Origin of the sequence: Arthrobacter sp., from assembly GCF_031179385.1 — a bacterium.
Classification (GTDB): domain Bacteria; phylum Actinomycetota; class Actinomycetes; order Actinomycetales; family Micrococcaceae; genus Arthrobacter_D.
Window position 1 is genome coordinate 15,934 of record NZ_JAPSHV010000013.1, and the last position, 24,159, is coordinate 40,092.

Annotated in this window: 24 protein-coding genes; 3 read left to right on the forward strand and 21 right to left on the reverse strand. The window is 64.8% G+C overall.

Translation table 11 applies throughout. The features are described from left to right. Positions 1–21 precede the first annotated feature (21 nt). Positions 22–1,173, forward strand: a complete 1,152-nt coding sequence (locus RIF85_RS03870; RefSeq protein ID WP_309070592.1) for a pyridoxal phosphate-dependent aminotransferase — start codon at positions 22–24, stop codon at positions 1,171–1,173. Here RIF85_RS03870 and rbfA read toward each other — a convergent pair. The 5 genes from rbfA to rimP all read right to left on the reverse strand — a co-directional run bounded on the left by rbfA (position 1,170) and on the right by rimP (position 6,855). Continuing rightward, a complete protein-coding gene (gene rbfA, locus RIF85_RS03875; RefSeq protein ID WP_309070593.1) occupies positions 1,170–1,619 on the reverse strand; it encodes a 30S ribosome-binding factor RbfA in 450 nt (149 codons plus the stop codon). The two genes, RIF85_RS03870 and rbfA, sit on opposite strands and share 4 nt — an antisense overlap. 118 nt (positions 1,620–1,737) lie before the next feature. After that, the gene (gene infB, locus RIF85_RS03880; protein ID WP_309070594.1) at positions 1,738–4,677 is read right to left on the reverse strand and encodes a translation initiation factor IF-2; all 2,940 of its coding nucleotides are present in this window, start codon (positions 4,675–4,677) and stop codon (positions 1,738–1,740) included. A gap of 204 nt (positions 4,678–4,881) precedes the next feature. After that, positions 4,882–5,184 (reverse strand): YlxR family protein, encoded by a 303-nt coding sequence (locus tag RIF85_RS03885; protein WP_309070595.1) that lies wholly within the window; start codon positions 5,182–5,184, stop codon positions 4,882–4,884. Positions 5,185–5,235: 51 nt separating this feature from the next. Continuing rightward, positions 5,236–6,207 (reverse strand): transcription termination factor NusA, encoded by a 972-nt coding sequence (nusA, locus tag RIF85_RS03890; RefSeq protein ID WP_309070596.1) that lies wholly within the window; start codon positions 6,205–6,207, stop codon positions 5,236–5,238. Positions 6,208–6,237: 30 nt separating this feature from the next. Further along, entirely contained in the window at positions 6,238–6,855 is a 618-nt protein-coding gene (rimP, locus tag RIF85_RS03895) for a ribosome maturation factor RimP (RefSeq protein WP_309070597.1), read from the reverse strand. Between the two features lie 105 nt (positions 6,856–6,960). Between rimP and RIF85_RS03900 the strand changes: the two genes are divergently transcribed. Both RIF85_RS03900 and RIF85_RS03905 read left to right on the forward strand, forming a co-directional pair. Further along, positions 6,961–8,055 (forward strand): DUF4439 domain-containing protein, encoded by a 1,095-nt coding sequence (locus tag RIF85_RS03900; protein WP_309070598.1) that lies wholly within the window; start codon positions 6,961–6,963, stop codon positions 8,053–8,055. A gap of 9 nt (positions 8,056–8,064) precedes the next feature. Next, positions 8,065–9,069: an aminoglycoside phosphotransferase family protein gene (locus RIF85_RS03905; protein WP_309070599.1), complete on the forward strand. Its 1,005-nt coding sequence runs from the start codon at positions 8,065–8,067 to the stop codon at positions 9,067–9,069. Between the two features lie 7 nt (positions 9,070–9,076). Here the strand turns inward: RIF85_RS03905 and RIF85_RS03910 are convergent, their stop codons facing one another. The 16 genes from RIF85_RS03910 to RIF85_RS03985 form a co-directional block, all read right to left on the reverse strand. Further along, positions 9,077–9,871: a TSUP family transporter gene (locus RIF85_RS03910; protein WP_309070600.1), complete on the reverse strand. Its 795-nt coding sequence runs from the start codon at positions 9,869–9,871 to the stop codon at positions 9,077–9,079. Between the two features lie 10 nt (positions 9,872–9,881). Continuing rightward, on the reverse strand, positions 9,882–11,681 hold the full coding sequence (locus tag RIF85_RS03915) for a proline--tRNA ligase (protein WP_309070601.1): 1,800 nt from the start codon (positions 11,679–11,681) through the stop codon (positions 9,882–9,884). A 111-nt stretch (positions 11,682–11,792) separates the two neighbouring features. After that, the gene (locus tag RIF85_RS03920; RefSeq protein WP_309070602.1) at positions 11,793–12,569 is read right to left on the reverse strand and encodes a hypothetical protein; all 777 of its coding nucleotides are present in this window, start codon (positions 12,567–12,569) and stop codon (positions 11,793–11,795) included. Positions 12,570–12,613: 44 nt separating this feature from the next. Further along, positions 12,614–13,393, reverse strand: a complete 780-nt coding sequence (locus RIF85_RS03925) for a GNAT family N-acetyltransferase (protein WP_309070603.1) — start codon at positions 13,391–13,393, stop codon at positions 12,614–12,616. Positions 13,394–13,460: 67 nt separating this feature from the next. Further along, positions 13,461–14,627, reverse strand: coding sequence for a flavodoxin-dependent (E)-4-hydroxy-3-methylbut-2-enyl-diphosphate synthase (gene ispG, locus RIF85_RS03930; protein ID WP_309070604.1), 1,167 nt, complete (start codon positions 14,625–14,627; stop codon positions 13,461–13,463). Positions 14,628–14,690: 63 nt separating this feature from the next. After that, positions 14,691–14,987, reverse strand: a complete 297-nt coding sequence (locus RIF85_RS03935; RefSeq protein ID WP_309070605.1) for a YciI family protein — start codon at positions 14,985–14,987, stop codon at positions 14,691–14,693. A 17-nt stretch (positions 14,988–15,004) separates the two neighbouring features. Then, entirely contained in the window at positions 15,005–15,439 is a 435-nt protein-coding gene (locus tag RIF85_RS03940) for a hypothetical protein (RefSeq protein WP_309070606.1), read from the reverse strand. Then, positions 15,439–16,059, reverse strand: coding sequence for a MarR family transcriptional regulator (locus RIF85_RS03945; RefSeq protein WP_309070607.1), 621 nt, complete (start codon positions 16,057–16,059; stop codon positions 15,439–15,441). Before RIF85_RS03945 ends, RIF85_RS03940 begins: the two co-directional genes overlap by 1 nt. A 64-nt stretch (positions 16,060–16,123) precedes the next feature. Beyond that, entirely contained in the window at positions 16,124–17,473 is a 1,350-nt protein-coding gene (locus RIF85_RS03950) for a site-2 protease family protein (protein WP_309070608.1), read from the reverse strand. 28 nt (positions 17,474–17,501) lie between these two features. Continuing rightward, positions 17,502–18,707 (reverse strand): 1-deoxy-D-xylulose-5-phosphate reductoisomerase, encoded by a 1,206-nt coding sequence (dxr, locus tag RIF85_RS03955; protein ID WP_309070609.1) that lies wholly within the window; start codon positions 18,705–18,707, stop codon positions 17,502–17,504. A gap of 100 nt (positions 18,708–18,807) precedes the next feature. Next, positions 18,808–19,620: a CoA ester lyase gene (locus RIF85_RS03960; protein WP_309070610.1), complete on the reverse strand. Its 813-nt coding sequence runs from the start codon at positions 19,618–19,620 to the stop codon at positions 18,808–18,810. Beyond that, the gene (locus RIF85_RS03965) at positions 19,613–20,140 is read right to left on the reverse strand and encodes a MaoC family dehydratase (RefSeq protein ID WP_309070611.1); all 528 of its coding nucleotides are present in this window, start codon (positions 20,138–20,140) and stop codon (positions 19,613–19,615) included. The genes RIF85_RS03960 and RIF85_RS03965 overlap by 8 nt, the downstream gene beginning before the upstream one ends. Then, positions 20,130–20,786, reverse strand: coding sequence for a CoA transferase subunit B (locus RIF85_RS03970; protein WP_309070612.1), 657 nt, complete (start codon positions 20,784–20,786; stop codon positions 20,130–20,132). Before RIF85_RS03970 ends, RIF85_RS03965 begins: the two co-directional genes overlap by 11 nt. A gap of 2 nt (positions 20,787–20,788) precedes the next feature. Further along, a complete protein-coding gene (locus RIF85_RS03975) occupies positions 20,789–21,589 on the reverse strand; it encodes a CoA transferase subunit A (protein ID WP_309070613.1) in 801 nt (266 codons plus the stop codon). Positions 21,590–21,631: 42 nt separating this feature from the next. Continuing rightward, positions 21,632–22,792, reverse strand: a complete 1,161-nt coding sequence (locus RIF85_RS03980; protein WP_309070614.1) for an acyl-CoA dehydrogenase family protein — start codon at positions 22,790–22,792, stop codon at positions 21,632–21,634. Then, positions 22,789–24,159 (reverse strand): biotin/lipoyl-containing protein (locus RIF85_RS03985; RefSeq protein ID WP_309070615.1); only part of this gene is annotated, 1,371 nt, incomplete at its 5' end. The genes RIF85_RS03985 and RIF85_RS03980, both read right to left, overlap by 4 nt.

A 24,159-nucleotide genomic window follows, 5' to 3' on the forward strand; every position in this document is an offset into this window, starting at 1 on the left:
GTCACTCGCTACGATGCCCGTATGCCGTCCATCGCCAAGCACGTCGAGAACCTTCCCTCCAACCAGATTCGGGAGATCACCCAGGCCGCGTGGGCGACGCCCAACGCCGTCGTACTCAGCATCGGCGAGCCGGGGTTTCCCGTTCCCCGCCACATCCTCGACGCTGGAATCGCCGCGCTGGACAGGGACGACACGAATTACACACCGAATGAGGGCCTCGCTGTGCTGCGTCAGGGTTTCGCGGCACGCTTCGGAACAGTGAACGGTGTGGATGTCGACCCGTCACGGGTCTACGTGACTGCCGGTGCGCAACAGGGCCTGCACCTGGCCATGAGCATGCTGCTTGAGCCTGGGGACGAAGTCCTCATTCCCAACCCGGGCTACCCGACCTTCATCATGACTGCCCAGCTGGTGCACGCTCGCGCTGTCGACTACCCCCTCCGCCCGGACAACGGGTTCCAGCCGAAGATCAGCGACCTGGAGCAGCTGGTGAACCCGAGAACCCGGCTTCTCGTGCTGAATTCCCCCTCGAATCCGCTCGGCGCCGTCTTCAGCGAGGACCTCACCAGGGAGCTCGTGGAGTTCGCTGAACGCCACGACCTGTGGATTCTCTCGGATGAATGCTACGAAGCGTTCACCTACGGCGTTCCGCACGTGAGCCCTGCACGCTTCGAGGGAACGCCGCGGCGTGTGCTGACCTCACTCACCCTGTCAAAGACGTTCGGGCTGACGGGACTGAGGATAGGAGCGCTGATTCTGCCGGACGGGCTGGGGCAACAGTTCAACGCGGTGATGGAATCCATCGTCTCCTGTGTCGGAGCGTCGCCCCAGTATGCGGCGATCGCTGCCTTGACCGGACCCACCGACTACATTGAAACGGCGGCCGCTCACTACCGTTCCAACCGGGACGCGGCGACGTCGGTGCTTCGTTCACTCGGGATTCCCTACCTTGAGGCGCAAGGAGCGTTCTACCTGTGGGCCGACATGTCCCACGCGACCGGGGGCGATGTGCGCTCCTGGGTCCGGACCTTCCTCGCGGAGCAGAGCGTCGCGGTCGCTCCGGGAACTGCCTTCGGTTCCAACGGAGAGGGGTGGATCCGCATCGCGCTCTGTACAGACAAGGAAAGCCTGCTCACCGGAGTGAGCAGGCTTCCTGGGCGCAAACAGGACTAACGCGACTCGTCGTCCCGGTCGTCTTCCTCACCGGGCTTGCGGTACGGATCAGCATCGCCGGCAAAAGCGGCCTTCCGAGCGAGTTCCGCAACTTCCGCGTCCCGTTCCTTCGCGGTGCGCAGCAGATCTTCGAGATGGCTTGCGTTGACCGGGATCTCGTCCGGAACAAACTCGAGCGTGGGGGTCAAACGGGCCGTGATGTTCCTGCCCACCTCAGAGCGGAGCACACCCTTCGCTGATTCCAGCGCCTTGTGCACTGCGGCCTGTTCCTCTGACTCGCCGAACACCGTGTAGTAGATGGTGGCGTGCTGCAGGTCGTTGGTGACCCTGGCGTCAGTGACGGTGACCGCTTCAAGCCGGGGGTCCTTGACCCGACGGCGGAGGGCTTCGGCGACAATGACCTTGATGCGCTGCGCCAACCGTGCGGCGCGTGCGGCGTCTGCCATGACTTCTCCTTACTTCCTCCCCTCAGGGAGCGACAACGACGACGGCGGCAATGGCCCGTCGTCGGAATGGGGCAGGAAGCGGGGCCGCTGCATGCAGCGGCCCCGCCTGAGATGAACCCTAGACCCGAGGCTTCTCGCGCATCTCGTAGGTCTCCACGATGTCGCCTTCCTTGACGTCGTTGAAGGAGCCCAGACCGATACCACATTCGAAGTCCGTCCGGACCTCGGTGGCATCGTCCTTGAAACGGCGCAGCGACTCGACGGTGAGGTTGTCGCCAACCACGACCCCGTCACGGATGAGACGTGCCTTCGAATTCCTGCGAATTACACCGGAACGAACGATCGAGCCTGCAATGTTGCCGAACTTGGAGGACCGGAAGACTTCCCGGATCTCGGCAGTGCCGAGTTGCGCTTCCTCGTACTCCGGCTTGAGCATGCCCTTGAGCGCCAGCTCGATGTCATCAATTGCTGCGTAGATGACCGAGTAGAAGCGCAGGTCCACGCCTTCGCGGTCGGCAAGCTCGGCCACACGCTCAGCGGGCCGAACGTTGAAGCCGATGATGATCGCGTTGTCGACAGTTGCCAGGTTGACGTCGTTCTGCGTGATGGCACCCACGCCGCGGTGGATGACGCGCAGGGCGACTCCTTCGCCGACGTCGATCTTGAGCAGCGAGTCCTCGAGGGCTTCGACCGCACCCGAAACGTCACCCTTGAGGATGAGGTTGAGGGTGTCAACCTTGCCCTCGGCGACGGCCTGGTCGAAGTCTTCCAGGCTGACGCGCTTGCGGCGCTTGGCCAGCGCCGCGTTGCGGTCTGCTGCCTCACGCTTCTCAGCGATCTGACGGGCGGTGCGCTCATCCGACGTAACCAGGAAGGTGTCGCCTGCACGGGGCACTGTGGACAGACCCAGTACCTGTACCGGACGGGACGGACCCGCCTCCGAGACGTTTTCGCCGTCCTCGTTGAACATCGCACGGACACGTCCGTGAGCGATACCCGCGACGATGGTGTCGCCGACCGTCAGCGTTCCCGACTGGACCAGCACGGTCGCTACTGCGCCGCGGCCCTTGTCGAGGTTCGCTTCGATGGCAATTCCGCGGGCGTCCTTGTTCGGGTTGGCTCGCATGTCGAGCGCCGCGTCCGCCGTGAGCAGTACCGCTTCGAGCAGTTCGTCGATTCCCTCGCCCCGCAGCGCGGAGACGTGCACGAACATGGTGTCGCCGCCGTACTCTTCCGGAACCAGACCGTATTCAGTGAGCTGACCCTTGACCTTGTCCGGGTTAGCCCCTTCCTTGTCGATCTTGTTCACTGCAACGACGATCGGAACGCCGGCCGCCTGGGCGTGGTTGAGCGCTTCAACGGTCTGAGGCATGACGCCGTCATCCGCAGCCACAACCAGCACGGCGATATCGGTCACCTTTGCACCACGGGCACGCATGGCGGTGAACGCCTCGTGACCCGGAGTATCGATGAAGGTGATCGCGCGGTTGTCGCCCTCGTGCTCGTGGTCGATCTGGTACGCGCCGATGTGCTGGGTAATGCCGCCGTGCTCGCCTGCCACGACGTTCGACTTGCGGATCGCATCCAGCAGTCGGGTCTTACCGTGGTCGACGTGGCCCATGACCGTTACCACCGGCGGACGTGCTTCAAGCTGCGCGTCACCTTCAGCGTCAAGCTCTGCATCCAGGTCGATGTCGAAGTTCTCGAGCAGCTCACGCTCCTCGTCCTCCGGGGACACAACCTGGATCTTGTAGCCGAGCTCGTCACCGAGAACCTCGAACGTTGCTTCATCCAGCGACTGGGTTGCCGTAGCCATCTCACCGAGGTGGAAGAGCACGGTCACCAGAGCTGCGGGGTTCGCATCGATCTTCTCGGCGAAGTCAGTGATCGACGAACCGCGGCGCAACCGTACAACAGTGCCGCCGTCGCCGCGGGGAACGCTGACGCCGCCCAGCGACGGGGCTGACATCTGCTCGAGCTCTTGCCGCTTCGCCCGCTTCGACTTGCGCTGCTTGCCGCGACCGGCACCACCCTTACCGAAGGCACCGGCAGTACCGCCGCGTCCGCGGCCGCCCTTGCCGAAACCGCCGCCGACCGGCGCTCCGCCGCCGCCACCGGCTCCAGCACCGGCACCAGGGGCTCCACCGGGACCACGACGAGGTCCGGCACCGGCAGCTCCACCGCGACCGGGAGCCGCGGGGCGCTCGGTACGGTTCGGCATCATGCCGGGAGTCGGCCGGGCTCCGCCGGCACCACCGGGACGCGGTGCACCGGGGCGGGGTGCTCCCGGACGCGGTGCTCCCGGACGGGGACCGCCCGCACCGGCGGCGGGACGCGGACCGCCCGCTCCGGCAGCCGGACGGGGTGGTCGCTCGTCATCGCGGCGCCCTCCTGGACGCGGCATGCCCTGCGATGTTGCAAAGGGGTTGTTGCCCGGACGGGGGCCGCCGGCACGATCGCCGTCACCACGCCCGGATCGGGGCATGCCCTGGGACGTTGCGAAGGGGTTGTTGCCGGGGCGGGGACCGCCTGCACGATCACCACCGGGGCGAGCTGCTCCGGGGCGTGCCGACGTCGGCCGTGCGGCTGCAGGCTTCGGGCCAGGCTTACGGTCAGTTCCGGAATCGCTGGTGGAACCGGATTCGGGGGCTGCCGGAGCCTCTGGAGCCGGCTTCGCAGCAGCAGGTGCCTTGAACGCCGGGGCTGCAGGTGCCTGCTCGCGGGGTGCCTCGGGCGCCGGAGTTGCCGATGCCGCCGGTGCTGCGGGCTTCTCGGAAACCGGTGCCGGGGCGGGCGCCGGAGCCGGAGCAGCCGGAGCCGGTCGCGGGGACGCTGCTGCCTTGGGCGCGGGCTGGGGAGCTCGCGCCGGTGTTGATGCGGGCGCCTTGGCGGCTGCCGGCGCATCGGGGAAAGCACCGCGAAGTTTCTTCACGACGGGGGCTTCGATGGTTGAGGATGCCGACCGGACGAATTCGCCCAGTTCCTGCAGCTTTGCTACTGCATCCTTTGAGGTAATGCCGAGCTCTTTTGCAAGCTCGTGTACGCGGACCTTGGCCACATTTCTCCTTCTCGGTCCGCACCGAGTAAGGAGCGAACCGTCTAATTCCTACTGCAGACCCCAACCGCCGAAGCAGTTGACGCGCCGATTGCAGAGCTCAACAGATTGTTCATCGTTGGGCACTCATGGCTGGGTACTCATCGGGTTTCCATCAGTTTTCTGACCCGCTTTCAGGGAGGACGGTGTTCATACAGGACAGCCCCATCAGGAGTTGCCCTGGAGTGTGTGCAGCCAATGTTCCACGCTCTGCGTATCCACCGGGCCCCGAAAGGCGCGGTTGAACGCTTTGCGTTTGAGCGCGAGCTCCACACAGGACGGCCGGGGGTGCAACCAGGCACCCCTGCCCTCCAGCCGACGGCGAAGATCCACCTCAGCGACGCTGACGCCGCCACGGTTAACCGCTGACCATCGAACCAGAGAGACTTGGTCGTCACGGCCCCGGCAACCGATGCAGGTTCGTACCGGCTGGTGGCGTAACGACATAAGCCCTATCCATTCTAGCGCCATGGACGTCGATATGACGCATTGGCAAATTGTCGAGGAAAGTTCCCCGCTGCCTCAGGCTCCGGCGGCGTCCGACGCAATGTCGATGCGCCATCCGGTCAGCTTCGCTGCAAGCCGCGCGTTCTGGCCTTCCTTGCCGATAGCGAGAGACAACTGGTAGTCAGGCACGACGACACGTGCGCTGCGGGTTTTCTCATCCGTGATGGTCACTGACGAAACGCGCGACGGTGACAGTGAGCTGGCGATGAAGGTCGCCGGATCATCGCTGTAGTCGACGATGTCGATCTTTTCGTCGTTGAGCTCATTCATCACCGCGCGAACGCGGGAGCCCATCTCGCCGATGCAGGCACCCTTCGCATTGACGCCCGGAACATGGGCTTTCACCGCGATCTTGGTGCGGTGGCCGGCTTCCCGCGCCAGCGCCACAATCTCCACGCTCTTGTCCGCGATCTCGGGAACCTCGAGTTCGAAGAGTTTCCGCACGAGGTTCGGGTGCGACCGCGACAGCGTGATTGACGGACCCTTCATTCCGCGGTGCACGTCGATCACATACGCACGCAGACGGGTTCCGTGGAGGTACTTCTCGCCGGGGACCTGCTCCGGCGGCGGCAGCAGCGCTTCCACCGATCCAAGATTCACCTGGATCATGTGCGGGTTGTTGCCCTGCTGGATCAGGCCGGCTACCAGCTCGCCCTCCTTGCCACGGAACTCACCCAGGATGTTGTCGTCCTCGGCGTCGCGCAACCGCTGAAGGATGATCTGACGCGCGGTGCTCGCCGCGATCCGCCCGAAACCGGTGGGCGTGTCATCGTACTCACCCACTGCTACGCCGTCGTCGTCGACTTCCGTCGCCCAGATGGTGACGTGGCCGGTCCGACGGTCCAGCTCCGCCCGGGCAATATCCTGTGCACCGGTGGTCTTGTGATACGCAACCAGCAACGCCTGCTCGATCGTTGGGATCAACAGGTCAAGGGGAATTTCACGCTCGCGTTCAAGTAGCCGCAGAGCGCTCATATCTATGTCCATTGGGGGCCTCCTCAGCAACCAGCGGTGTAATCAGTCATTGTCGCCGCCGGATTCCTCGGCATCAGCGTGGGTGAACTCAACCTGAACGGTACCCTTGCGGATTTGGTCGTAGGGAATCTCCCGGTCTTCACCGAATTTGGGCTTGGTGCCCTTCTTGACGGTCAAGAGCGGTGTGAGGGAAATCGACTGCTCCTCAGCGGCGATCAACCGCCCCTCAAGTACTTCACCGTCTACCAGCTTTACGTCCACCAGCCGGCCGACGTTCCGTCGCCAGTGTCGCGGCTCTGTGAGCGGCCGGGAAACACCCGGCGATGAAACCTCCAGATTGTAGGGACGTCCGTCGTCGCCGGGATCGTTGTCGAGGGCATTCGAGACGCTCTGCGAAACTTCGGAAATGGTGTCGAGGCTCACTCCCTCAGCGCCGTCGTCCGGTAGGTCGACAACTACGTGCAGTGTCCGGTGGCTTCCGGCGATGCGGACCTCGACGTCTTCGAGGATCAACTTGTGCTGCTCCACGGTGGGCCGCAGAAAATCCCTCAGCCGCTGGGCTTCAGCTGCGGCGTTGAGGTGTGCGGGAGTCTCACTACGGCCGTATGCCGGAGCCTTTTGCCTTTCGGCAGTGGTCTGCTTGCCGGACCTAACAGCCATTGCCGCCTCCCGCTCGATGATCTTGTAGCTACTACCCTAACGACTTTATGACAGGTCGGTGAATGGCACACCACACGGGTCTCTCGCATGGCATGATGATCGGTTGTGACGCAATCGAATGACCGTTCCGCCACCACCGGCAGCGGCTTCGGTGGAGCAGTTCGGCGTGTCCTGCGGACGGTCGTGCTGATGCTTGTTCTCCTGCTCGTCGCGTCAATCGGTTTGGTCATCGGCAAGGGTTCTCCGGACCGCGTACCGAGCGCAGAGGAAGTCGCCCTTAGCGGCGCCTCCACCGCGGCCAACGGCCTGGCATCCACCGCCACCGCCCTGGAGCGGACAGTACCTGTGACCAACGGCTCGGACTATGCCGAGCTTGCGGAGATGTTCGGGATACATGCCCTCGCGCTCCGGCCCGCCGGCGCGACGGAATCGCCCTCCCCCTCCGTCTCCCCCGTCGTAAGTTCGACGCCGTCGCCTTCCACCGCGACAACGACGCCGGCACCCTCCCCTGCTGACCTGCTGGCCGAGCTGACAGCCTCCTATACCGAGAGCTTCGAAGCTGCCGCCACAGTGGAACCGGGCCCTTCCCGCGTCCTGGCGTCGGCGGCAACTGCGCAATGGCTCCAGAGCCGGGAGCTTGCCGGGCGCCTCGACGCCGCCGTTCCCGGGATTCCGGTGCCCGAAGTGCGCCATGACGACCTCACTGAACCGGCGTGCCCGCTGGAAACCACTACGTTGGAGGAGCCGGAGCCCGGCCTGGATGGTGCACGGACGGCGGTGCTGGCGGAACAGCGTGCCTCCTATGCGTATGAGGTGATCGCCGCCCGTGCCGACGATCCCGCACCTTTCCTTCGGCGGATGGCGCAGCACGAGAGCGCAGCCGCCCTGGGTGCCGCCGTACTGGCGCAGCACTGCGTCGCCGAGCCGCTCCCGGCAGCCGCCTACGCCCTCGACGACAGCTTCCAGTCGGCGCCCGACGACGCGCTGCGGGAGCTTGAGAGCGGGTTGACAGTTACCTACGCCGACCTCGTCGGAGTCAGCGCACCGGGACCTGTGCGTGAGTGGGCGCTGCGCCAACTCGTTGAAACGGCCCAGCACCTCGCCGAGTCCGTGGAAGGAACGTCGCCCAAGGACGCCCCGGGAATACTGCCCGGGATCGACCCGGTCGAGTATCCACGCTTGCCGGAGCCTGCCAGCTAGTCTTGACGGGTGGACGCACTCAACATCGAGCTCCCGCGCACCTTGGTGCGCAGGGTCCTGAGCCTGCCAAGCGGCAGGGCGTGGCTGGAGTGCTGGGCCGGCATCGCCGAGCGTTACCTGGACCAATGGGATCTGGTTCTCGAGCTGGAACCGGAGGCTGCACCGTGGACAGGACACTGCGCCGTCGTGCTTCCCGTTGCCTGTGCCGACGGGCGTCCCGCCGTCCTCAAGATCACAGCCCCGCACGCGGAGGCCGCAGCCGAGCCTGAGGCTCTGGCGTTGTGGGACGGCCGCGGAGCCGTTGAACTGCTCGACAGTGCCGGCGACGATTTCGTGCTGCTTCTTGAGCGGCTCGACGGCGATTCATCTCTTGCGGAGCTGCCCCTGAACGAGACCACAGAGATTTGGGGATCGATCATGCGCCGGCTTTCCATCAGGCCTGGCGGTTCCACAGGACCGGACCCGAGATGGTTGTCCATCCCCTCCGTCGCCGATCAGGCTGAGCAGTGGACGGACACGTTGCCGCTCGAGTGGGAGATGCTTGGGCGGCCGTTCGACCGCTGGCTGCTGGAGTACGCCCTTGAGGTGTGCCAGGTGCATGGGGCGGTGGGCCGGCGCCGGGACCACGACGTGCTTGTTCACTCCGATCTGCACTACCTGAACATCCTGCCGGTACCCGAGCGGCCCCGTCAGTTCCTCGCGATCGATCCCAAGCCGGTGTTGGGAGATGCAGAGTTCGCTGTAGCCCCGATGCTGTGGAATCGGATCAGCGACCTGTCGGAATCTGACCCGGCGGCGCACCTGCGCGACCGGTGCACCGACCTTGCACTCGCCGCGGGTCTGGATGCCATGCTGGCCAGAGACTGGTCGGTGGTCCGGGAAGTGGAGAACGCGCTGGGCTACCTCCGCGAGGGGAAAGCCGACGACGCCGACCGCTCGCTGTGGGTCGCGAGCAATCTTCTGCGCAAGCCGCTGGGGCACCTGCCGCCGGCTGGCCGCCTTGCCGCCCCGTAACCGTCACTCAGCGAATGTTCTCGACCCACACGTCATAGCCGAGCTTCAGGATGAGGGCTCCGACGACCACCAGGAACACCGCTCGGATGAAGGTACTGCCCTGGGTGATCGCCATCCGGGAACCGACATAGCCGCCAACCATATTAGCCAGGCCCAGGATCAGGCCGACGCCCCACAGCAAGGAGCCGTTGGGCAGGAAGAAGACCAACGCACCGAAGTTGGTGGCCATGTTCACGATCTTTGCCTTCGCGCTGGCGCCCAGGAAGCTGTATCCGAGCAGGGTGACCATTGCGATGATCAGGAATGAACCTGTACCCGGTCCGATCAGACCGTCATAGAAGCCGATGACCAGCCCGATCGCGCCGGCCGTCCCGTAGTGCCGGTGACCGGTGTGCCTCAGCTTGGTGAGGGTGCCGACGGTCGGACGGAATGCGGTGAAGATGGCCACCGCCACCAGCGCAACGATGATGATGGGCTTGAACACCGACGCCGGAAGCGACGCCGCGAGGACAGCACCGCCGAAACTGCCGATGAGCGCGATGACCGCCATCGGCACCGCGGTCCGAAGATCCGGTCTCGCGCGCCGGAAGAAGGTGACGGCGCTCGTCGTCGTGCCGAAGATGGAACCCATCTTGTTCGTGGCCAAAGCCTGCACGGGGGTAATGCCCGGCACCATCAGCAGTGCGGGCAGCTGAATCAGCCCTCCGCCGCCCACCACGGCATCAACCCAACCGGCGGCGAAGCCCGCCACCACGACGAGCACGATTGTAGCCAGCTGGATTTCTTCCAGCCCGGACATCACCGTGAGCGCCTCAGGCGCGGGCGAGCGTCAGCAGATGCTCGACGACGTCTGCCACAGCTACATTCCCGCTCTCACCTGTTCGGCGGTCCTTGACCTCCACCTGGCCCTCAGCCAGCCCACGGCCGACGACGACGATGGTCGGAATACCGATCAATTCGGCATCGCCGAACTTCACGCCCGGAGATACCTTCTGCCGGTCGTCGTACAGAACGCTCAGGCCCCTGGCCTCCAGTTCGGCTGCCAGTTCCTCGGCGGCAGCGAAGATCTCAGAGCCCTTGCCCGTCGCGACGAGGTGGATATCTGCCGGTGCCACGTTGCGCGGCCAGATGATGCCCTTGTCATCGCGGTTGGATTCCACCAGTGCTGCCACCGCACGCGTGACGCCGACGCCGTAGGAGCCCATGGTGACCGTTGTCAGCTTGCCGTTCTGGTCAAGGACCTTCAGGTGGAGCGCCTCAGCGTACTTCCGTCCGAGCTGGAAGATGTGTCCCATCTCGATTCCACGCTGTGCGCGGAGCGGACCGGAGCCATCCGGGGCTTCGTCACCTTCACGCACTTCAACTGATTCGATCACGCCGTCCCACGTGAAGTCACGGCCGGCAATGAGGCCGAAGACGTGCTTTCCCTGGACGTTTGCCCCGGTGACCCACGCGGTGCCGGAGACGACCCGCGGGTCGACCAGGAAGGGAAGGCCGGTAGCGCTCTTCGAGCCCAGCACCGCTGAATCGGGGCTGAGGCCCGGACCGATGTAACCCTTCACCAGCCCCGGGTGCTTTTTCAGGTCCTCGTCGGTGGCTGCCTCAACGGCAACCTCACCGCCGACAGACAGGTGGACGGCGATGTTGGCCTCAATACGCTTCAGGTCGACGTTCCGGTCGCCCGGGACTCCAACAACCACGAGCTCGCGCTCACCCGTGGGCAGAACTGCCGCGAGCACGACGTTCTTGAGGGTGTCAGCAGCAGTCCACGGGCGGTCCTCACGCGGCAGGACTGAGTTGGAGTGGTCGACCAGCGTCTCGATGGTCGGGGTATCAGGCGTGTCCCGTACCTCGGCGGCGGGCGCATCGGCGTAGTCAAGCTCGGCCGGCACCACCGTGGTGACGGCTTCGACGTTCGCCGCGTATCCGCCGTCGGACACCACGAAGGTGTCCTCTCCGATGTCGGAAGGATGCAGGAACTCCTCGCTGCGGGAGCCTCCCATCGCTCCGGCGGTGGCGGCTACCGGGATCACCTCAAGCCCGAGCCGGGCGAAGATCCGCAGGTAGGCCTCACGGTGCAGCTCGTAGCTGCGCTCGAGACCGGCGTCGTCGACATCGAAGGAGTAGGAGTCCTTCATGATGAATTCGCGTCCGCGGAGGAGCCCTGCCCGCGGCCGGGCCTCATCGCGGTATTTGGTCTGGATCTGGTAGAGGCTGAGCGGCAGGTCCTTGTAGGAGTTGTACAGGTCCTTGACGAGCAACGTGAACATTTCCTCGTGGGTGGGCGCCAGGAGATAGTCCGCATCCTTGCGGTCCTTCAGGCGGAAGATGCCCTCGCCGTACTCGGTCCAGCGGTTGGTGGCCTCGTAAGGCTCCTTGGGCAGCAGCGCAGGAAAGTGAACCTCCTGAGCGCCGATGGAATCCATCTCCTCGCGGATGATCGTCTCCACCCTGGCGAGGACTTTCAGTCCGAGCGGCAGCCAGCTGTAGATGCCCGGAGCGGCACGGCGGATGTAACCGGCGCGCAGCAGCAAGCGGTGGCTCGCCACCTCAGCTTCGGCGGGATCTTCGCGCAGCGTGCGCAGGAAAAGAGTGGAGAGTCGAAGGACCACGCTTGGAATCCGTTTCTTTGGCACTTTCTGCCGCGGATGAAGGGAGTACGGCGGCAGTAAACAACACCTACCAATCTAACCGGTCCGGCGGACTGTAAATGACACCGCAGTTCAGCGGAGCCGCAGCTCCGCCACGACCAGGTCAGTCAGCTTCTCCGCCCGGGCGACGTCGGCTTCGGGATCCGTTGAGCTCCCCACGAGCACGTCCACCACTGTGCTGCCCACCGCGGCCCTGACCGTGATTGACTGCTGGATGGTCCCGGGCACCTGGGCGGTGGTGCGCAGGGCCAGGGTTTCGTCTGCCGCGGTATTCGCTGAGATCTGCTCCACGGTCGTACGGACGGACTGGTTGGAGATGTCCATGGTGAACTCGGAGCAGGGACCCAACTGCTTCCGGCTCGCCTGCACCTGTGCACGCGCCGCCTCTGCCGACGCGAAACTCGACAGGCTGACGGTGTCGGGCTGCAGGGATGACTCCCCCGCAAAGGTCATCGCACCGCGGCTGGCCCCTTCCGACACGTCGGGACTGGATTCGATGTAGGCGTGGCACTCCTCGGGAGTCACCGTGATGCCCGCGACCTGTTGAGCGGCTTCCTTCTCGCGGGTGCGGATTTCTGCGTCCGGAATTACCTGGGCATTCAGGGATTCCGCCTCGTCCACAGCAGTGAGCACCGCAACCAGCTCCGCCGGGTCCAGCTGGGAACCGTCGCCGTCTTGCGGCGCGCCGCCGGGAACGGGATCCGGCTGGCCCGTACCGGGCTCAGCGGAGGATGCGGTGTTCGTGGGCGTCGATGATGCCGCCGGCTCTTCTTCGACCGGCGCGCCGGTGCAGGCGGCCAGCGCGAGGACAACGGCGAGTGCGACGCCGATGCGATGCGCGCTGGTCATGACAAGCCTTTCGCGGCGGGACTGGAGAGGAACGGATTCGGAGATCAGAAGAGGACGGTAGCGAAGAGACCTGACTGCCTGAATCCGACCGTCCTGTACAGCGCCAGTGCCCGGGAGTTGAAGTTGTTTACGTACAGGCTGGCGACCGGCGCCAGTTTGAGCGCCTCGTTCACGACGGCGGACATATAGCCTGCGCTAAGTCCCTGTCCGCGATACACCGGGTTGACCCAGACGCCCTGGATCTGCGCTGTGCTGGCCGACACCGTCCCCAACTCTGCCTTGAAAATCACCTGGCCGTCGTCGTCAAAATCCACCAGCGAGTGGCGCCTGCGAATAAGGCTGGCCACCCGCCGCCGGTAGTGTTCCTCGCCTCCGATGTACGGGGAGTATCCCACTTCCTCTTCGAACATGGCCGCGCAGGCGGGAAGGATTCTCTCCAGCTCCTCACTTCGCGTGTGGCGGAGCGTCGGCGTCGGGCGAACGGGCGAGGGCTCGCTGATCTCGAGCAGCGGCTGCTCGGCACGAACGTCGAACGGGTCGGGGCTGTAGGGACTGAAGGTGGACCAGATGCCCATCACGCTCTCCGCCGGACCGAAGATGGAGGAAAACCGCCGTCCGCTTTCGCCGAGCAGCGTGCCCAGTGCCGCGGCGTCATCACCTGCCATCCCGATGGGGACCAGGTTGACTCCTGTCCAGCAGGCGGAAAGCATCCGGGAGCCGCGGAACGCCCCGATCACTTCCCCGCCGGACGACGACGGCGCGGCCGTGCCGGACGCCTCGAGGTGCGCGGCCATGAAAACGTTGGCCGTGCTGTCCGAGTTCACCAACTCCCAGAGAGGTGGGGTGTCCCTCCCCGTGAGAGTCCGAAAGGCTACTCCACTCGGGGACTGTCTACCGGACGGTAACCACGGGGCCACCCGAGCCAGCAGTTTCGCCATCGGCTTCGCCCATCTCTTCGGCAATCCTCATTGCTTCTTCAATGAGTGTCTCAACAATCTGGTCCTCAGGAACAGTCTTGATGACTTCTCCCTTGACGAAGATCTGGCCCTTGCCGTTTCCGGAAGCCACACCGAGGTCGGCTTCGCGTGCCTCACCCGGACCGTTGACCACACAACCCATCACGGCAACTCGAAGGGGAATCTCCATACCCTCGAGACCGGCAGTCACCTGGTCGGCGAGGGTGTACACATCCACCTGGGCTCGGCCGCAGGAGGGACAGGACACAATTTCCAGCTTGCGCGGACGCAGGTTCAGCGACTGGAGGATCTGGTTTCCGACCTTGATTTCCTCAACGGGGGGTGCCGACAGGGAGACCCGGATGGTGTCACCGATTCCCTTGGAGAGCAACGCGCCGAAGGCTGTAGCGGACTTGATGGTGCCTTGGAACGCAGGCCCGGCTTCGGTGACCCCGAGGTGCAGCGGCCAGTCGCCCCGCTCAGCCAGCAGTTCGTAGGCCCTCACCATCACAACAGGGTCGTTGTGCTTGACCGAAATCTTGAAATCGTGGAAGTCGTGTTCCTCGAACAACGATGCTTCCCAGACAGCGGACTCGACGAGCGCCTCGGGGGTCGCCTTGCCGTACTTTTCCATCAACCGGGGGTCGAGCGAACCGGCGTTGACGCCGATGCGGATGGACGTGCCTGCAGCTTTGGCGGCGGCCGCGATTTCCTTCACCTGGTCGTCGAACTTCCGGATGTTTCCCGGGTTCACACGGACCGCGGCGCAGCCGGCGTCGATCGCGGCGAAGACGTACTTCGGCTGGAAGTGGATGTCAGCGATCACGGGGATCTGCGACTTCCTCGCGATGATGGGCAACGCTTCGGCATCGTCGGCAGACGGGCACGCCACGCGGACGATGTCGCAGCCCGACGCCGTCAGTTCAGCGATCTGCTGGAGCGTCGCGTTGATGTCGGTAGTGGGAGTAGTGGTCATCGACTGGACGCTGATCGGTGAGTCCGATCCAACGCCTACAGACCCCACCTTGATCTGGCGGGTTTTGCGCCGAGGCGCCAGGGTGGGCGGCGGAGCGGCGGGCATTCCGAGGTTGACCGAGGTCAAAGCATCCTCCAGGGATAGGTAAGGCTTGGTGGGGAGGGACGGATCCTGGGTGCGGCAGGCCGGCTACCGGTCCGCGTGCTCCGAGAGAACTCCGATGACGGGGTTCCACTGTGTTGTCTTGACCGCGGAGATGACGCCCGCGGTTGCGAAAGGATCCTGCTTCAGGAGGTCGCTCAGCTCAGCTTCGCTGCCTGCAACGAAGAGCAGCAGCGCCCCTGCGTTGTCTGCGAAGGGGCCGGATGCCAGGACGTTTCCCTTGCTGACCAGCTGGTTCAGCCATTCGCGGTGCGCGGGGCGATGCTCATCCCGGCTGGCTGCGGATTCGGCACCATACACGTACTCGACTGCAAAAACACTCATGTCTCCACCCTACGTGATCAGAGGAGATAGACCGCTGTGAGGCCCGCGACAGCGCACGCCCACAGCAGGGATGTCAGCGTCCCGATGATGAAACGTTCGGCGGCTGCAGGGGTTTCTTTGAGCTCCGCATAGCGCCCGAGACCTTTGATTGCCACGACGTAGGCGATAGCCACCGGCTCATTGAGGAGGATCGCCAGCGCAACACCGGTCCGTTCGAGGATGCCGATCACGAGTCCACCGCGAAGAACCCCCGGGGTGTCCGGAGCCGACTCGTGGAGAGCAACCTCGGCTTCCGGCGTCGACTCTACGTCCGTTGCGGAAACGTCCGGTCCGGGGACGGACTGGTTCTGCTGCTCATCCACGGCCCGCGCGAGGCGCAGGACGGCCAGCGTGATGGGTGAGCCCAGCAAGCCGGCAGCGAGCAGCGCCAGAAATCCCCACAAAATCTCCATTATTTTCTTCCCCCATCCGCGGCCGGGTGAACATTCTCCTCCGCCAGCTGCAACAATACTGCGGCAGCGGGACGAGCCGCCCATTCCTCGATCCATGCTGAGCGGGAGACCGCCTTGCTCACTGCCTGGGGGCTGATGTCCAGTGCCCGGGCGACCGCCGACTGGCTTCCCCTCTGCTGGGGCTCAAGAAGGTCCAGGATGCGCCACTCCGCTTCGGACCGGTTCATGACGAATCGCCCGATGAGCGACAGCACACCTTCAGCTTCGGCGGCGCCGTGGCGGCCTTCCACCGCGAGCGGGGCGCGGTCCGCCGTCTTCTTGGCGCGTTCGACGGCGGCCCTCGCCGCGACGAAGGCGCTTCCGCGCCCCTCCCGCGGGCTTGCCGGTAAGGGAAGTTCCACGGTGCCGATGCCTATTCCCACGTACCATCCGCCGTCGCGCACGCACCGAAGGGTCGCTTCGACGACCGCCTCGGCTGATCCCAGGACACCCTGGATCTCATCGCCGACTGAGCGTTCGAAGGACACCTCCGAGGGCACGTCTTCGAGACAAGCCAGCAGGTCCGGGACCCGGTCCCCTGTGTGGGTACTGTCGCGTTGGTCGATCGTCAGGACGTACATCGTTCAACCATAGAAGGTTGGATTACCTAATTCAACCTAAAGAGGGTGAAATGTGAAATTCAACCTAGCCGAAGAGATCCACCGGCTTGACGATGTCTGCGTAGATCAAGAGGGCGCCCATGCCCATCAGCAGGACTGCGACGGCATACGTGACGGGCAGGAGCTTTGCCATATCAAACGGGCCCGGGTCCGGCCGTTTGAACAGTCGGGCAATACTCCGGCGCAGACCTTCCCACAGAGCTCCGGCGACATGGCCGCCGTCGAGCGGCAGGAGCGGGATCAGGTTGAACACGAACAGCGCAAGGTTCACGCCTCCCACCAGACCCACGAGCGTCGCCGCCCGGGCTTCGAAAGGAATTTCCTCCATGGCGGACACCTCGCCTGCAATACGGCCCACACCCACTACGCTGATGGGGCCCTCCGGATCGCGCGGCGCGTCAGAGAATGCGGCTTCAGCCACCTGAGCCACCCGCTGCGGCAGATTCAGTACGACCCCGGTCACCCGGACCAGGCTATCCCCCACCGCGGGCATGACCTCCGACGCCGGCTGCGGCACCAGTTCCTGCTGGGAGCCGACGCCGATGAAACCGACCTCCTGCATGACCGGTGTGCCGTCCGCGTTCAGGAGTGCCCTCCCATCGATGTCCGGAACGGGTCGTTCGGTCAGCAGGGGCTCGATCGTCGAACTGAAGGTCTCGCCGTCCCGGACATAGGTGATGGGTACCTCCCGGCCGGCAGCGTCGCGGATCCAGGAAGAAAGTTCCATCCAGCCGGTCACCTCGCGTCCGTCGAAGGTGACAATGCGGTCGCCCGGCTTCAGGCCCGCCTCAAACGCGGGCGCGGCCGGGTCTGCGGGTCCGCAGTCGGTCTGTCCGGTTTCCTGCTGCTGGTCGGCGGGCACAACGCATTGGTAGACCTCGGAAACTGTGGTGGTGGGCTGCGCGGACCCGAATCCCATGATGAGGATGGCGAACATGACAATGCCGATCAGCAGGTTCATCACCGGCCCACCGAGCATGATCACAATGCGCTTCCAGATGGGCAGCTTGTAGAAGACACGGTTTTCATCGCCCGGACGAAGCTGCTCAGCGGCCGCCTGGCGGGCGTCGGCCGCCAGTTGCTGGAACATTCCGGTGCTGGACTGACGGACCGCTGCACCGCCGTCGACCGTTTTCGCGGGTGGGAACATGCCGATCATGGAGACGTAGCCGCCCAGTGGGAGGGCCTTCACGCCGTACTCCGTCTCGCCCCTGCGACGCGAGAAGATTGTGGGACCAAACCCGATCATGTACTGCGTAACGCGCACCCGAAAAAGCTTCGCGGGAACCAAGTGGCCCACTTCGTGCAGCGCGATGGACGCTGCAATGCCGACAGCCACGAACAGCACGCCGGCTATGAACAGCACAATGGTCACTCGTCAGATCCTTCTTGGTGGTTGCATTTCAATCCTGGAAGCCACAACGAATCCGCGCGCTGCGCCGTGCCCACGCCTCGGCGTCGAGTACGGACTCAAGGGTGACGTCGGAGTCGCTCGTGTGGCTTTCGACGACGGCGCGTACCGTATCCACGATGTCCGTGAAGCCGATCCGTCCGGCATGGAATGCCGTTACTGCCTCTTCGTTGGCGGCATTGTAGACCGCCATATGGGTCCCGCCGAGGGCCGAGGCGTCCTTCGCCAGTGCGACGGCCGGGAACGCTTCCTCATCCAGCGGTTCGAACGTCCACGAGGTTGCTTTCGTCCAGTCGCAGCCCGCGGCCGCTCCGCTCACCCGGTTCGGCCAGCCGATGCCAAGGGCGATGGGCAACCGCATATCCGGCGGGGAGGCCTGGGCGAGAGTAGACCCGTCGATGAATTCGACCATCGAATGGACCACCGACTGGGGATGGACGACGACGTCAATACGGTCGAGGGGTACGTCGAACAGCAGGTGCGCTTCGATGACTTCGAGAGCCTTGTTGACCATCGTCGCCGAGTTGGTGGTCACCATGAGTCCCATGTCCCACGTGGGGTGCGCAAGAGCTTCCGCCGGGGTGACCGAGGACATTTGCGCACGTGACCGGCCGCGGAATGGGCCTCCGGAGGCGGTGAGGACAAGCCGTTGCACTTCGTCGGCGGTGCCGGACCGCAGTGCCTGCGCGATCGCAGAGTGCTCGGAGTCGACCGGCACGATCTGCCCAGGGCGGGACGCGTCCCGGACCAGCTGCCCACCGGCAATGAGTGACTCCTTGTTGGCCAGTGCCAGCAGGTGGCCTTGCCTCAGGGCTGCGAGGGTGGGTGCGAGTCCGATCGACCCGGTGATGGCATTGAGGACGACGTCGGCCTCCGGCCAGGCGGCAAGATGCGTTGAGGCATCGGGGCCGGCGAAGATCTCCGGCCGGTACGACGGCTTGCCGGAAGCGCGGGCGGCGTCGTCGATGGCGGTCTTGAGTTCTTCAGCGGAGGCGACTGCAGCCGCCACCACGGGGGCTTCGGTTTCCACGGCCTGTGCGGCCAGCAGCAACAGGTTCGATCCGCCGGCTGACAACCCGGCAACCGTGAAAAGCTCCGGTGACTGCGCGATGACATCGAGTGCCTGGGTGCCGATTGAGCCGGTGGATCCAAGAATGACGACGCGGCGCGGACCAGGCTGGGCTCGTGGGTACTCCATTCCTCCAGTATCGCGTACCCCTCCCGATGTGTTGACTTGGCAGGACACGTCCCTTTTGGCTCGCTCTTCGGGGTGTGTCCTGCCAACTCAACGCGGAAGGTCAGGTGCGCTGTGCCCGCCGCAGGGTCTGCTCGGCGTGGCGAAGGATGGGCCCGTCGACCATCTTTCCCCGGAAGGTGAACACTCCGCCGTGGCGCTGCGCCTCGGCCAGCACGTCGCGAGCGAACTGCTCTTCCTCCGCCGAGGGACGGTACGCATCCCGAATGATCTGCACCTGACTGGGGTGGATGCACGCCTTCATACCGAATCCGGAGGCCACAGCGTCGCGTGCTTCCTCGGCAAGTCCGTCGACGTCCGGAATGTTGACGTAGACCGCGTCGACGGCCTGCTTGCCCGCTGCTGCAGCCGCCAGGAGCACAGTGGAGCGGGCGTGTCTGGCAATGTCGCGGTAGCCGCCGTCGTCCTTGCGGCTGGCGGTGCCGCCGAGCGAAGCCACCAGGTCCTCCGCTCCCCACATGAGGGCGACGACGTTGGGCTCCTCAGCCAGCTCGCTCGCTTTGAGCACGCCGCGTGCCGTCTCACACAGCGCAACGACGTGGAACCCGTTCAGCGCCCACAGGTCCTCGCCGCCTTCGGCTTTGGCCAACATGATCGTCCGGTACGCCGTCTCCCGGAGTGCCTGGAGGTCCAGTGCGAACTCGTGGCTCTGAGCGGGGTTGACTCGCACGATGGTCTTCGCCGGATCGAGCGGATGCGAAATCAACGCTTCGCGGGCCGCAGCCTTGCGGTCGGGAGCTACTGCGTCCTCCAGATCGAGGATGACTGCGTCAGCCCGTTCCGCCGCCTTGCTGTACCGCTCAGGCCGGTCACCGGGACAGAAGAGCAGGGCCGGGCCCATCGTGAAGTCAGTCATGGACGCCGTGTCCCTCTCCGTGCCCCTCTCCGCGCGCAGCTGAGGACCACATCAACACGGTCCGGGTGGCCAGGGCCACTACCTCGCCGTGCTGATTGCGTCCGGTGTGCTTCATGGTCACCAGTCCCTGCCCCGGACGGGACTTCGACGGACGCTTCTCCGTGATCTCGGTCTCCGTATACAGGGTGTCACCGTGGAACAGCGGTTTGGGAAACGAGACATCCGTCAGGCCCAACTGCGCCACGATTGTGCCCTGTGTCAGCTGGGCAACTGACTGCCCGACGACGGTGGCAAGGGTCAGCATCGAATTCACCAACCGCTGGCCGAACGGTTGCTCAGCGCTCCATGCCGCATCGAGGTGCAGCGCCTGGGTATTCATGGTCATGGTGGTGAACAGGACGTTGTCCGCCTCCGTGAGCGTCCTGCCCGGGCGGTGTGCATACACCACTCCGGTGTGCAGTTCGTCGTAGTAGAGCCCACGCTGCACGACGGATCGTGGTGCAGGACTCTCACTCGTCATCGAGGTCGACCTCCACCGGCGCACCCGTAGCCGCCAGTACCTCATCGACACTCACTCCCGGAGCCGTCTCGCGGAGGACCAGCGTGCCGCCGTCGCGCTCGTGGTCGACATCGATCACCGCAAGGTCCGTGATGATGCGGTCCACACAGCCCTTGCCCGTCAGCGGAAGCGAGCAGCGCTGGACGATTTTGGGGTTCCCGTTGCGGTCGACGTGCTCCATCATGACGATCAGGCGCTTGGCTCCGAATACCAGGTCCATGGCGCCGCCCATGCCCTTGACCATCTTTCCCGGGATCATCCAGTTGGCCAGGTCGCCGTTGGCAGCAACCTCCATGGCACCCAGGACTGCGAGGTCGACGTGGCCGCCGCGCACCATCCCGAACGAGGACGCGGAGTCGAAGAAGGCCGAGCCCTTGTTGACGGTGACGGTCTCCTTTCCTGCGTTGATCAGGTCCGGATCCAGCTGGTCCTCTGTGGGGTAAGGCCCGACGCCGAGAATCCCGTTCTCGGAGTGAAGCACCACTTCCACTCCGGCGGGGATGTAGTTGGGGATCAGGGTGGGCATACCGATGCCCAAGTTGACGTACTGCCCGTTCTCCAGTTCCTGCGCCACCCGGGCGGCGAGTTCATTCCGTGTCAGCGCCATGATCAAAGCTCCTTCGCCTGGCTGGAGGTTTCCGTGGGGGCGGACGACGCAGCGTCGAGGGACACTGTCCGCTTCTCGATCCGCTTTTCAATGTTCGGTGTGTGGACTACCCGCTGCACGAAGATACCCGGCGTGTGAATGTGTTCCGGATCCAGTTCACCCGGCTCCACCAGTTCCTCCACCTCGGCGATGGTGATCCTGCCTGCCTGCGCACACAGCGGGTTGAAGTTCATGGCAGTTGCGTGGAAGACGAGATTGCCGTGACGGTCGCCCTTCCAGGCGTGCACCAGCGCGAAGTCGGGATTTACTGACTCCTCCAGCACGTAGTCCTGTCCGCCGAATTCCCGCACTTCCTTGGGTGCTGACGCAATGGCGATGTTGCCGGCGTCGTCATACTTCTGCGGCAGGCCGCCTTCGCTCACCTGTGTGCCCACGCCGGCCGTCGTATAGAAGGCGGGGATGCCCGCCCCGCCGGCGCGCAGCTTCTCCGCAAGCGTTCCCTGGGGGGTCAGGACCACCTCGAGTTCGCCGGCAAGGTACTGCCGGGCGAACTCCTTGTTCTCGCCGACGTAGGAGCTGATGGTGCGCCGGAGACGATGGTCATCAAGCAGTTTGCCGAGGCCCCAGCCGTCCACTCCGCAGTTGTTGCTGATGGTCTCAAGCTCCTTGGTCCCCTGTTCATGCAGCGCGTCAATCAGCGCTACCGGAATCCCACAGAGTCCGAACCCGCCAACGGCCAGGGACGCTCCATCCGGAATGTCCGCTACGGCCTCGGCTGCTGAGGCGACGACTTTGTCTATCACTGCTTCTCCCTTACAAATCGATCAGCTCGGTGAGCTGGGTGGTCAGAGTCCGAGCTCGCGGGCGATGAGCATCAGCTGCACCTCGGTGGTTCCTTCTCCGACCTCAAGGATCTTCGAGTCACGATAGTGGCGGGACACCGTGAACTCATTGATGAACCCGTATCCGCCGAAAATCTGCGTGGCGTCACGGGCGTTATCCATCGCTGCCTCGCCTGCGACCAGCTTAGCGATGGACGCCTGCGTCTTGAACGGCTTGCCTGCCAGCATCCGGGCAGCGGCGTCGTAATAGGCGAGGCGCGCGGTATGGGCCCTCGCCTGCATCCGCGCAATCTTGAACTGGATGGACTGGTAGGCACCGATATTGCTGCCGAAGGCCTGGCGTTCCTTGGCGTACCGGATTGACTCCTCGACGCAGCCCTGGGCGGCACCGGTAGCGAGGGCAGCGATTGCGATGCGGCCCTCGTCGAGAATCTGGAGGAAGTTCGCGTAACCGCGGCCGCGGGTGCCGAGGAGGTTCGCTTCCGGGACGCGGACGTCCTTCAGGGTCAGTGGGTGCGTATCTGATGCGTTCCAGCCGACCTTGTTGTATGCCTTTTCGGCGGTGAATCCTGGCGTATCGGTCGGCACGAGAAGGGTGGAAATTTCCTTCTTCACCGTGCCGTCGTCGCGCGTGGAGGTATCGGTGACTGCTGTCACGGTCACCAGACGGGTGATGTCGGTGCCCGAGTTGGTGATGAACTCCTTGGTGCCGTTGATCACCCACTCGCCGTCAATCAGTTTCGCGTTGGTCTTGGTTCCGGAGGCATCCGAGCCGGCCTCCGACTCGGTCAGGCCGAAACCGGCGAGCGCTTCACCGCTCGTCAGCATGGGCAGCCACTGCTGCTTCTGCTCTTCGGTCCCGAAGCGGTACACCGGCATCGCTCCAAGCGACACGCCTGCCTCGAGCGTGATGGCCACGGACTGGTCCACCCGCGCCAGCTGCTCAAGCGCGAGGCACAGGGCGAAGTAGTCGCCGTCCATGCCGCCGTACTGTTCGGGGAACGGGAGGCCGAAGAGTCCCAGTTCTCCCATCTGGGCGATCACCTTGTATGGGAAGCTGTGCTCTTCGTCGTGTTTGGCGGAGACCGGCGCTACGACCTGGTCTGCGAACTCCCGGACGGTATCAACAAGGTCCTGGTATTCCTCGCTCAGTTCAAAGTTCATGACTGGGGATCTTCCTGTTCTGGAGGGACGGGACCGGCGGCAGGATCTTCTGCGTCGCCGGACGGTACGGGGTGAATGCGGGCAACAACCTGATTCGCCGACACGAGGTCGCCCGGGCTGAGGGAGATGGCGACCGTTCCGGTAACGGCGGCGGTGAGCTGGTGCTCCATCTTCATCGCTTCGACCGTGACAAGGACCTGGCCCTCCGTCACGGGATCGCCGTCGGTGACATTCACGGTGATGACCGTTCCCGGCATCGGCGAGCGCACCTCGGGGTCGGCCGCGCCCTCAGACCGCGAGACGGCTGCCAACTGCGCCTGCAGGACTTCCTCGCGTGTCAGCAGGCGAACGGGCTGGGACCAGCCGGCGTCGGTCAACCAGAGCGTTGACCCGGCCCGAACCAGGCGCGTGTCCAGCGTGACGCCGTCGACCACGGCGCGGGGAGCTTCACCGCTCGCGGGGGCGGGCAGTCGGGACACCTCGAAACGACTTCCGCCCACAGTGACGAGGCTTCGCTCGCCATCCCGTGTGATCGGGACGGTCTGCGGTGCTGAGCCTGCCACCTGGAGCTGGACCGGAGTAGGGGCGTGGACCCCTCCGAGCCGCCAGCCGTCGCCGGTGTGCCAGGGAGAGCCGGCACGACGGCGCGCGCCTCGGGTCACGCTTTCTTCAGCGAGTACGACGGCGGCCGCAGCCAACTCAGCACCGGCCGCCGTCCGGAAGGAGAGCCCTGGAAGCTTCCGCTCGATCAGGGTGGTGTCGAGTCTGCCGGCGCGGACGTCGTCGTCGTTGATGAGCAACCGCAGGTACTCGATGTTGGTGCGCAGTCCCGCGACCCTTGTCTGTGCAAGGGCACGGTCGAGGCGGTCAAGTGCCTGCGCGCGGGAATCAGCCCACGCGATGACCTTTGAGAGCATCGGATCGTAGGTCGGTGAGATCTCCAGCCCCGGCAGCAGGGCGCTGTCCACACGGATGCCTTCGCCGTGCGGTTCTGCGAGGTCGACGACGGTGCCCGCCGACGGAAGGAATCCGGCTTCCGCATCCTCCGCATACACGCGCGCCTCCACGGCGTGGCCGGTGAGCACGACGTCGTCCTGCGCGAGCGTGAGCTTCTCATCCGCCGCGATGCGCACCTGCCACTCGACCAGGTCCACACCAGTGACCATTTCGGTGACGGGATGTTCCACCTGCAGCCTCGTGTTCATCTCCATGAAGAAGAACTCGTCGGGTGCGTCGTCGGACACGAGGAACTCCACGGTGCCGGCACCCACATAGTCGACACTGCGGGCCGCGTTGCAGGCCGCTTCACCGATGCGGACGCGCGTTGCCTCGTCAAGCAGAGGTGAGGGTGCTTCCTCGATGACCTT

Coding starts and splice junctions, on each gene's coding strand:
- nusA (WP_309070596.1), bottom strand. CDS start 6,207: ATGGACATAGATATGAGCGCTCTGCGGCTACTTGAACGCGAGCGTGAA.
- rbfA (WP_309070593.1), bottom strand. CDS start 1,619: ATGGCAGACGCCGCACGCGCCGCACGGTTGGCGCAGCGCATCAAGGTC.
- dxr (WP_309070609.1), bottom strand. CDS start 18,707: ATGGAGTACCCACGAGCCCAGCCTGGTCCGCGCCGCGTCGTCATTCTT.
- RIF85_RS03970 (WP_309070612.1), bottom strand. CDS start 20,786: ATGGCGCTGACACGGAATGAACTCGCCGCCCGGGTGGCGCAGGAACTG.
- RIF85_RS03935 (WP_309070605.1), bottom strand. CDS start 14,987: ATGAGTGTTTTTGCAGTCGAGTACGTGTATGGTGCCGAATCCGCAGCC.
- RIF85_RS03960 (WP_309070610.1), bottom strand. CDS start 19,620: ATGACTGACTTCACGATGGGCCCGGCCCTGCTCTTCTGTCCCGGTGAC.
- rimP (WP_309070597.1), bottom strand. CDS start 6,855: ATGGCTGTTAGGTCCGGCAAGCAGACCACTGCCGAAAGGCAAAAGGCT.
- RIF85_RS03965 (WP_309070611.1), bottom strand. CDS start 20,140: ATGACGAGTGAGAGTCCTGCACCACGATCCGTCGTGCAGCGTGGGCTC.
- RIF85_RS03980 (WP_309070614.1), bottom strand. CDS start 22,792: ATGAACTTTGAACTGAGCGAGGAATACCAGGACCTTGTTGATACCGTC.
- RIF85_RS03885 (WP_309070595.1), bottom strand. CDS start 5,184: ATGGCGCTAGAATGGATAGGGCTTATGTCGTTACGCCACCAGCCGGTA.
- RIF85_RS03945 (WP_309070607.1), bottom strand. CDS start 16,059: ATGTACGTCCTGACGATCGACCAACGCGACAGTACCCACACAGGGGAC.
- RIF85_RS03920 (WP_309070602.1), bottom strand. CDS start 12,569: ATGACCAGCGCGCATCGCATCGGCGTCGCACTCGCCGTTGTCCTCGCG.
- RIF85_RS03870 (WP_309070592.1), top strand. CDS start 22: ATGCCGTCCATCGCCAAGCACGTCGAGAACCTTCCCTCCAACCAGATT.
- RIF85_RS03940 (WP_309070606.1), bottom strand. CDS start 15,439: ATGGAGATTTTGTGGGGATTTCTGGCGCTGCTCGCTGCCGGCTTGCTG.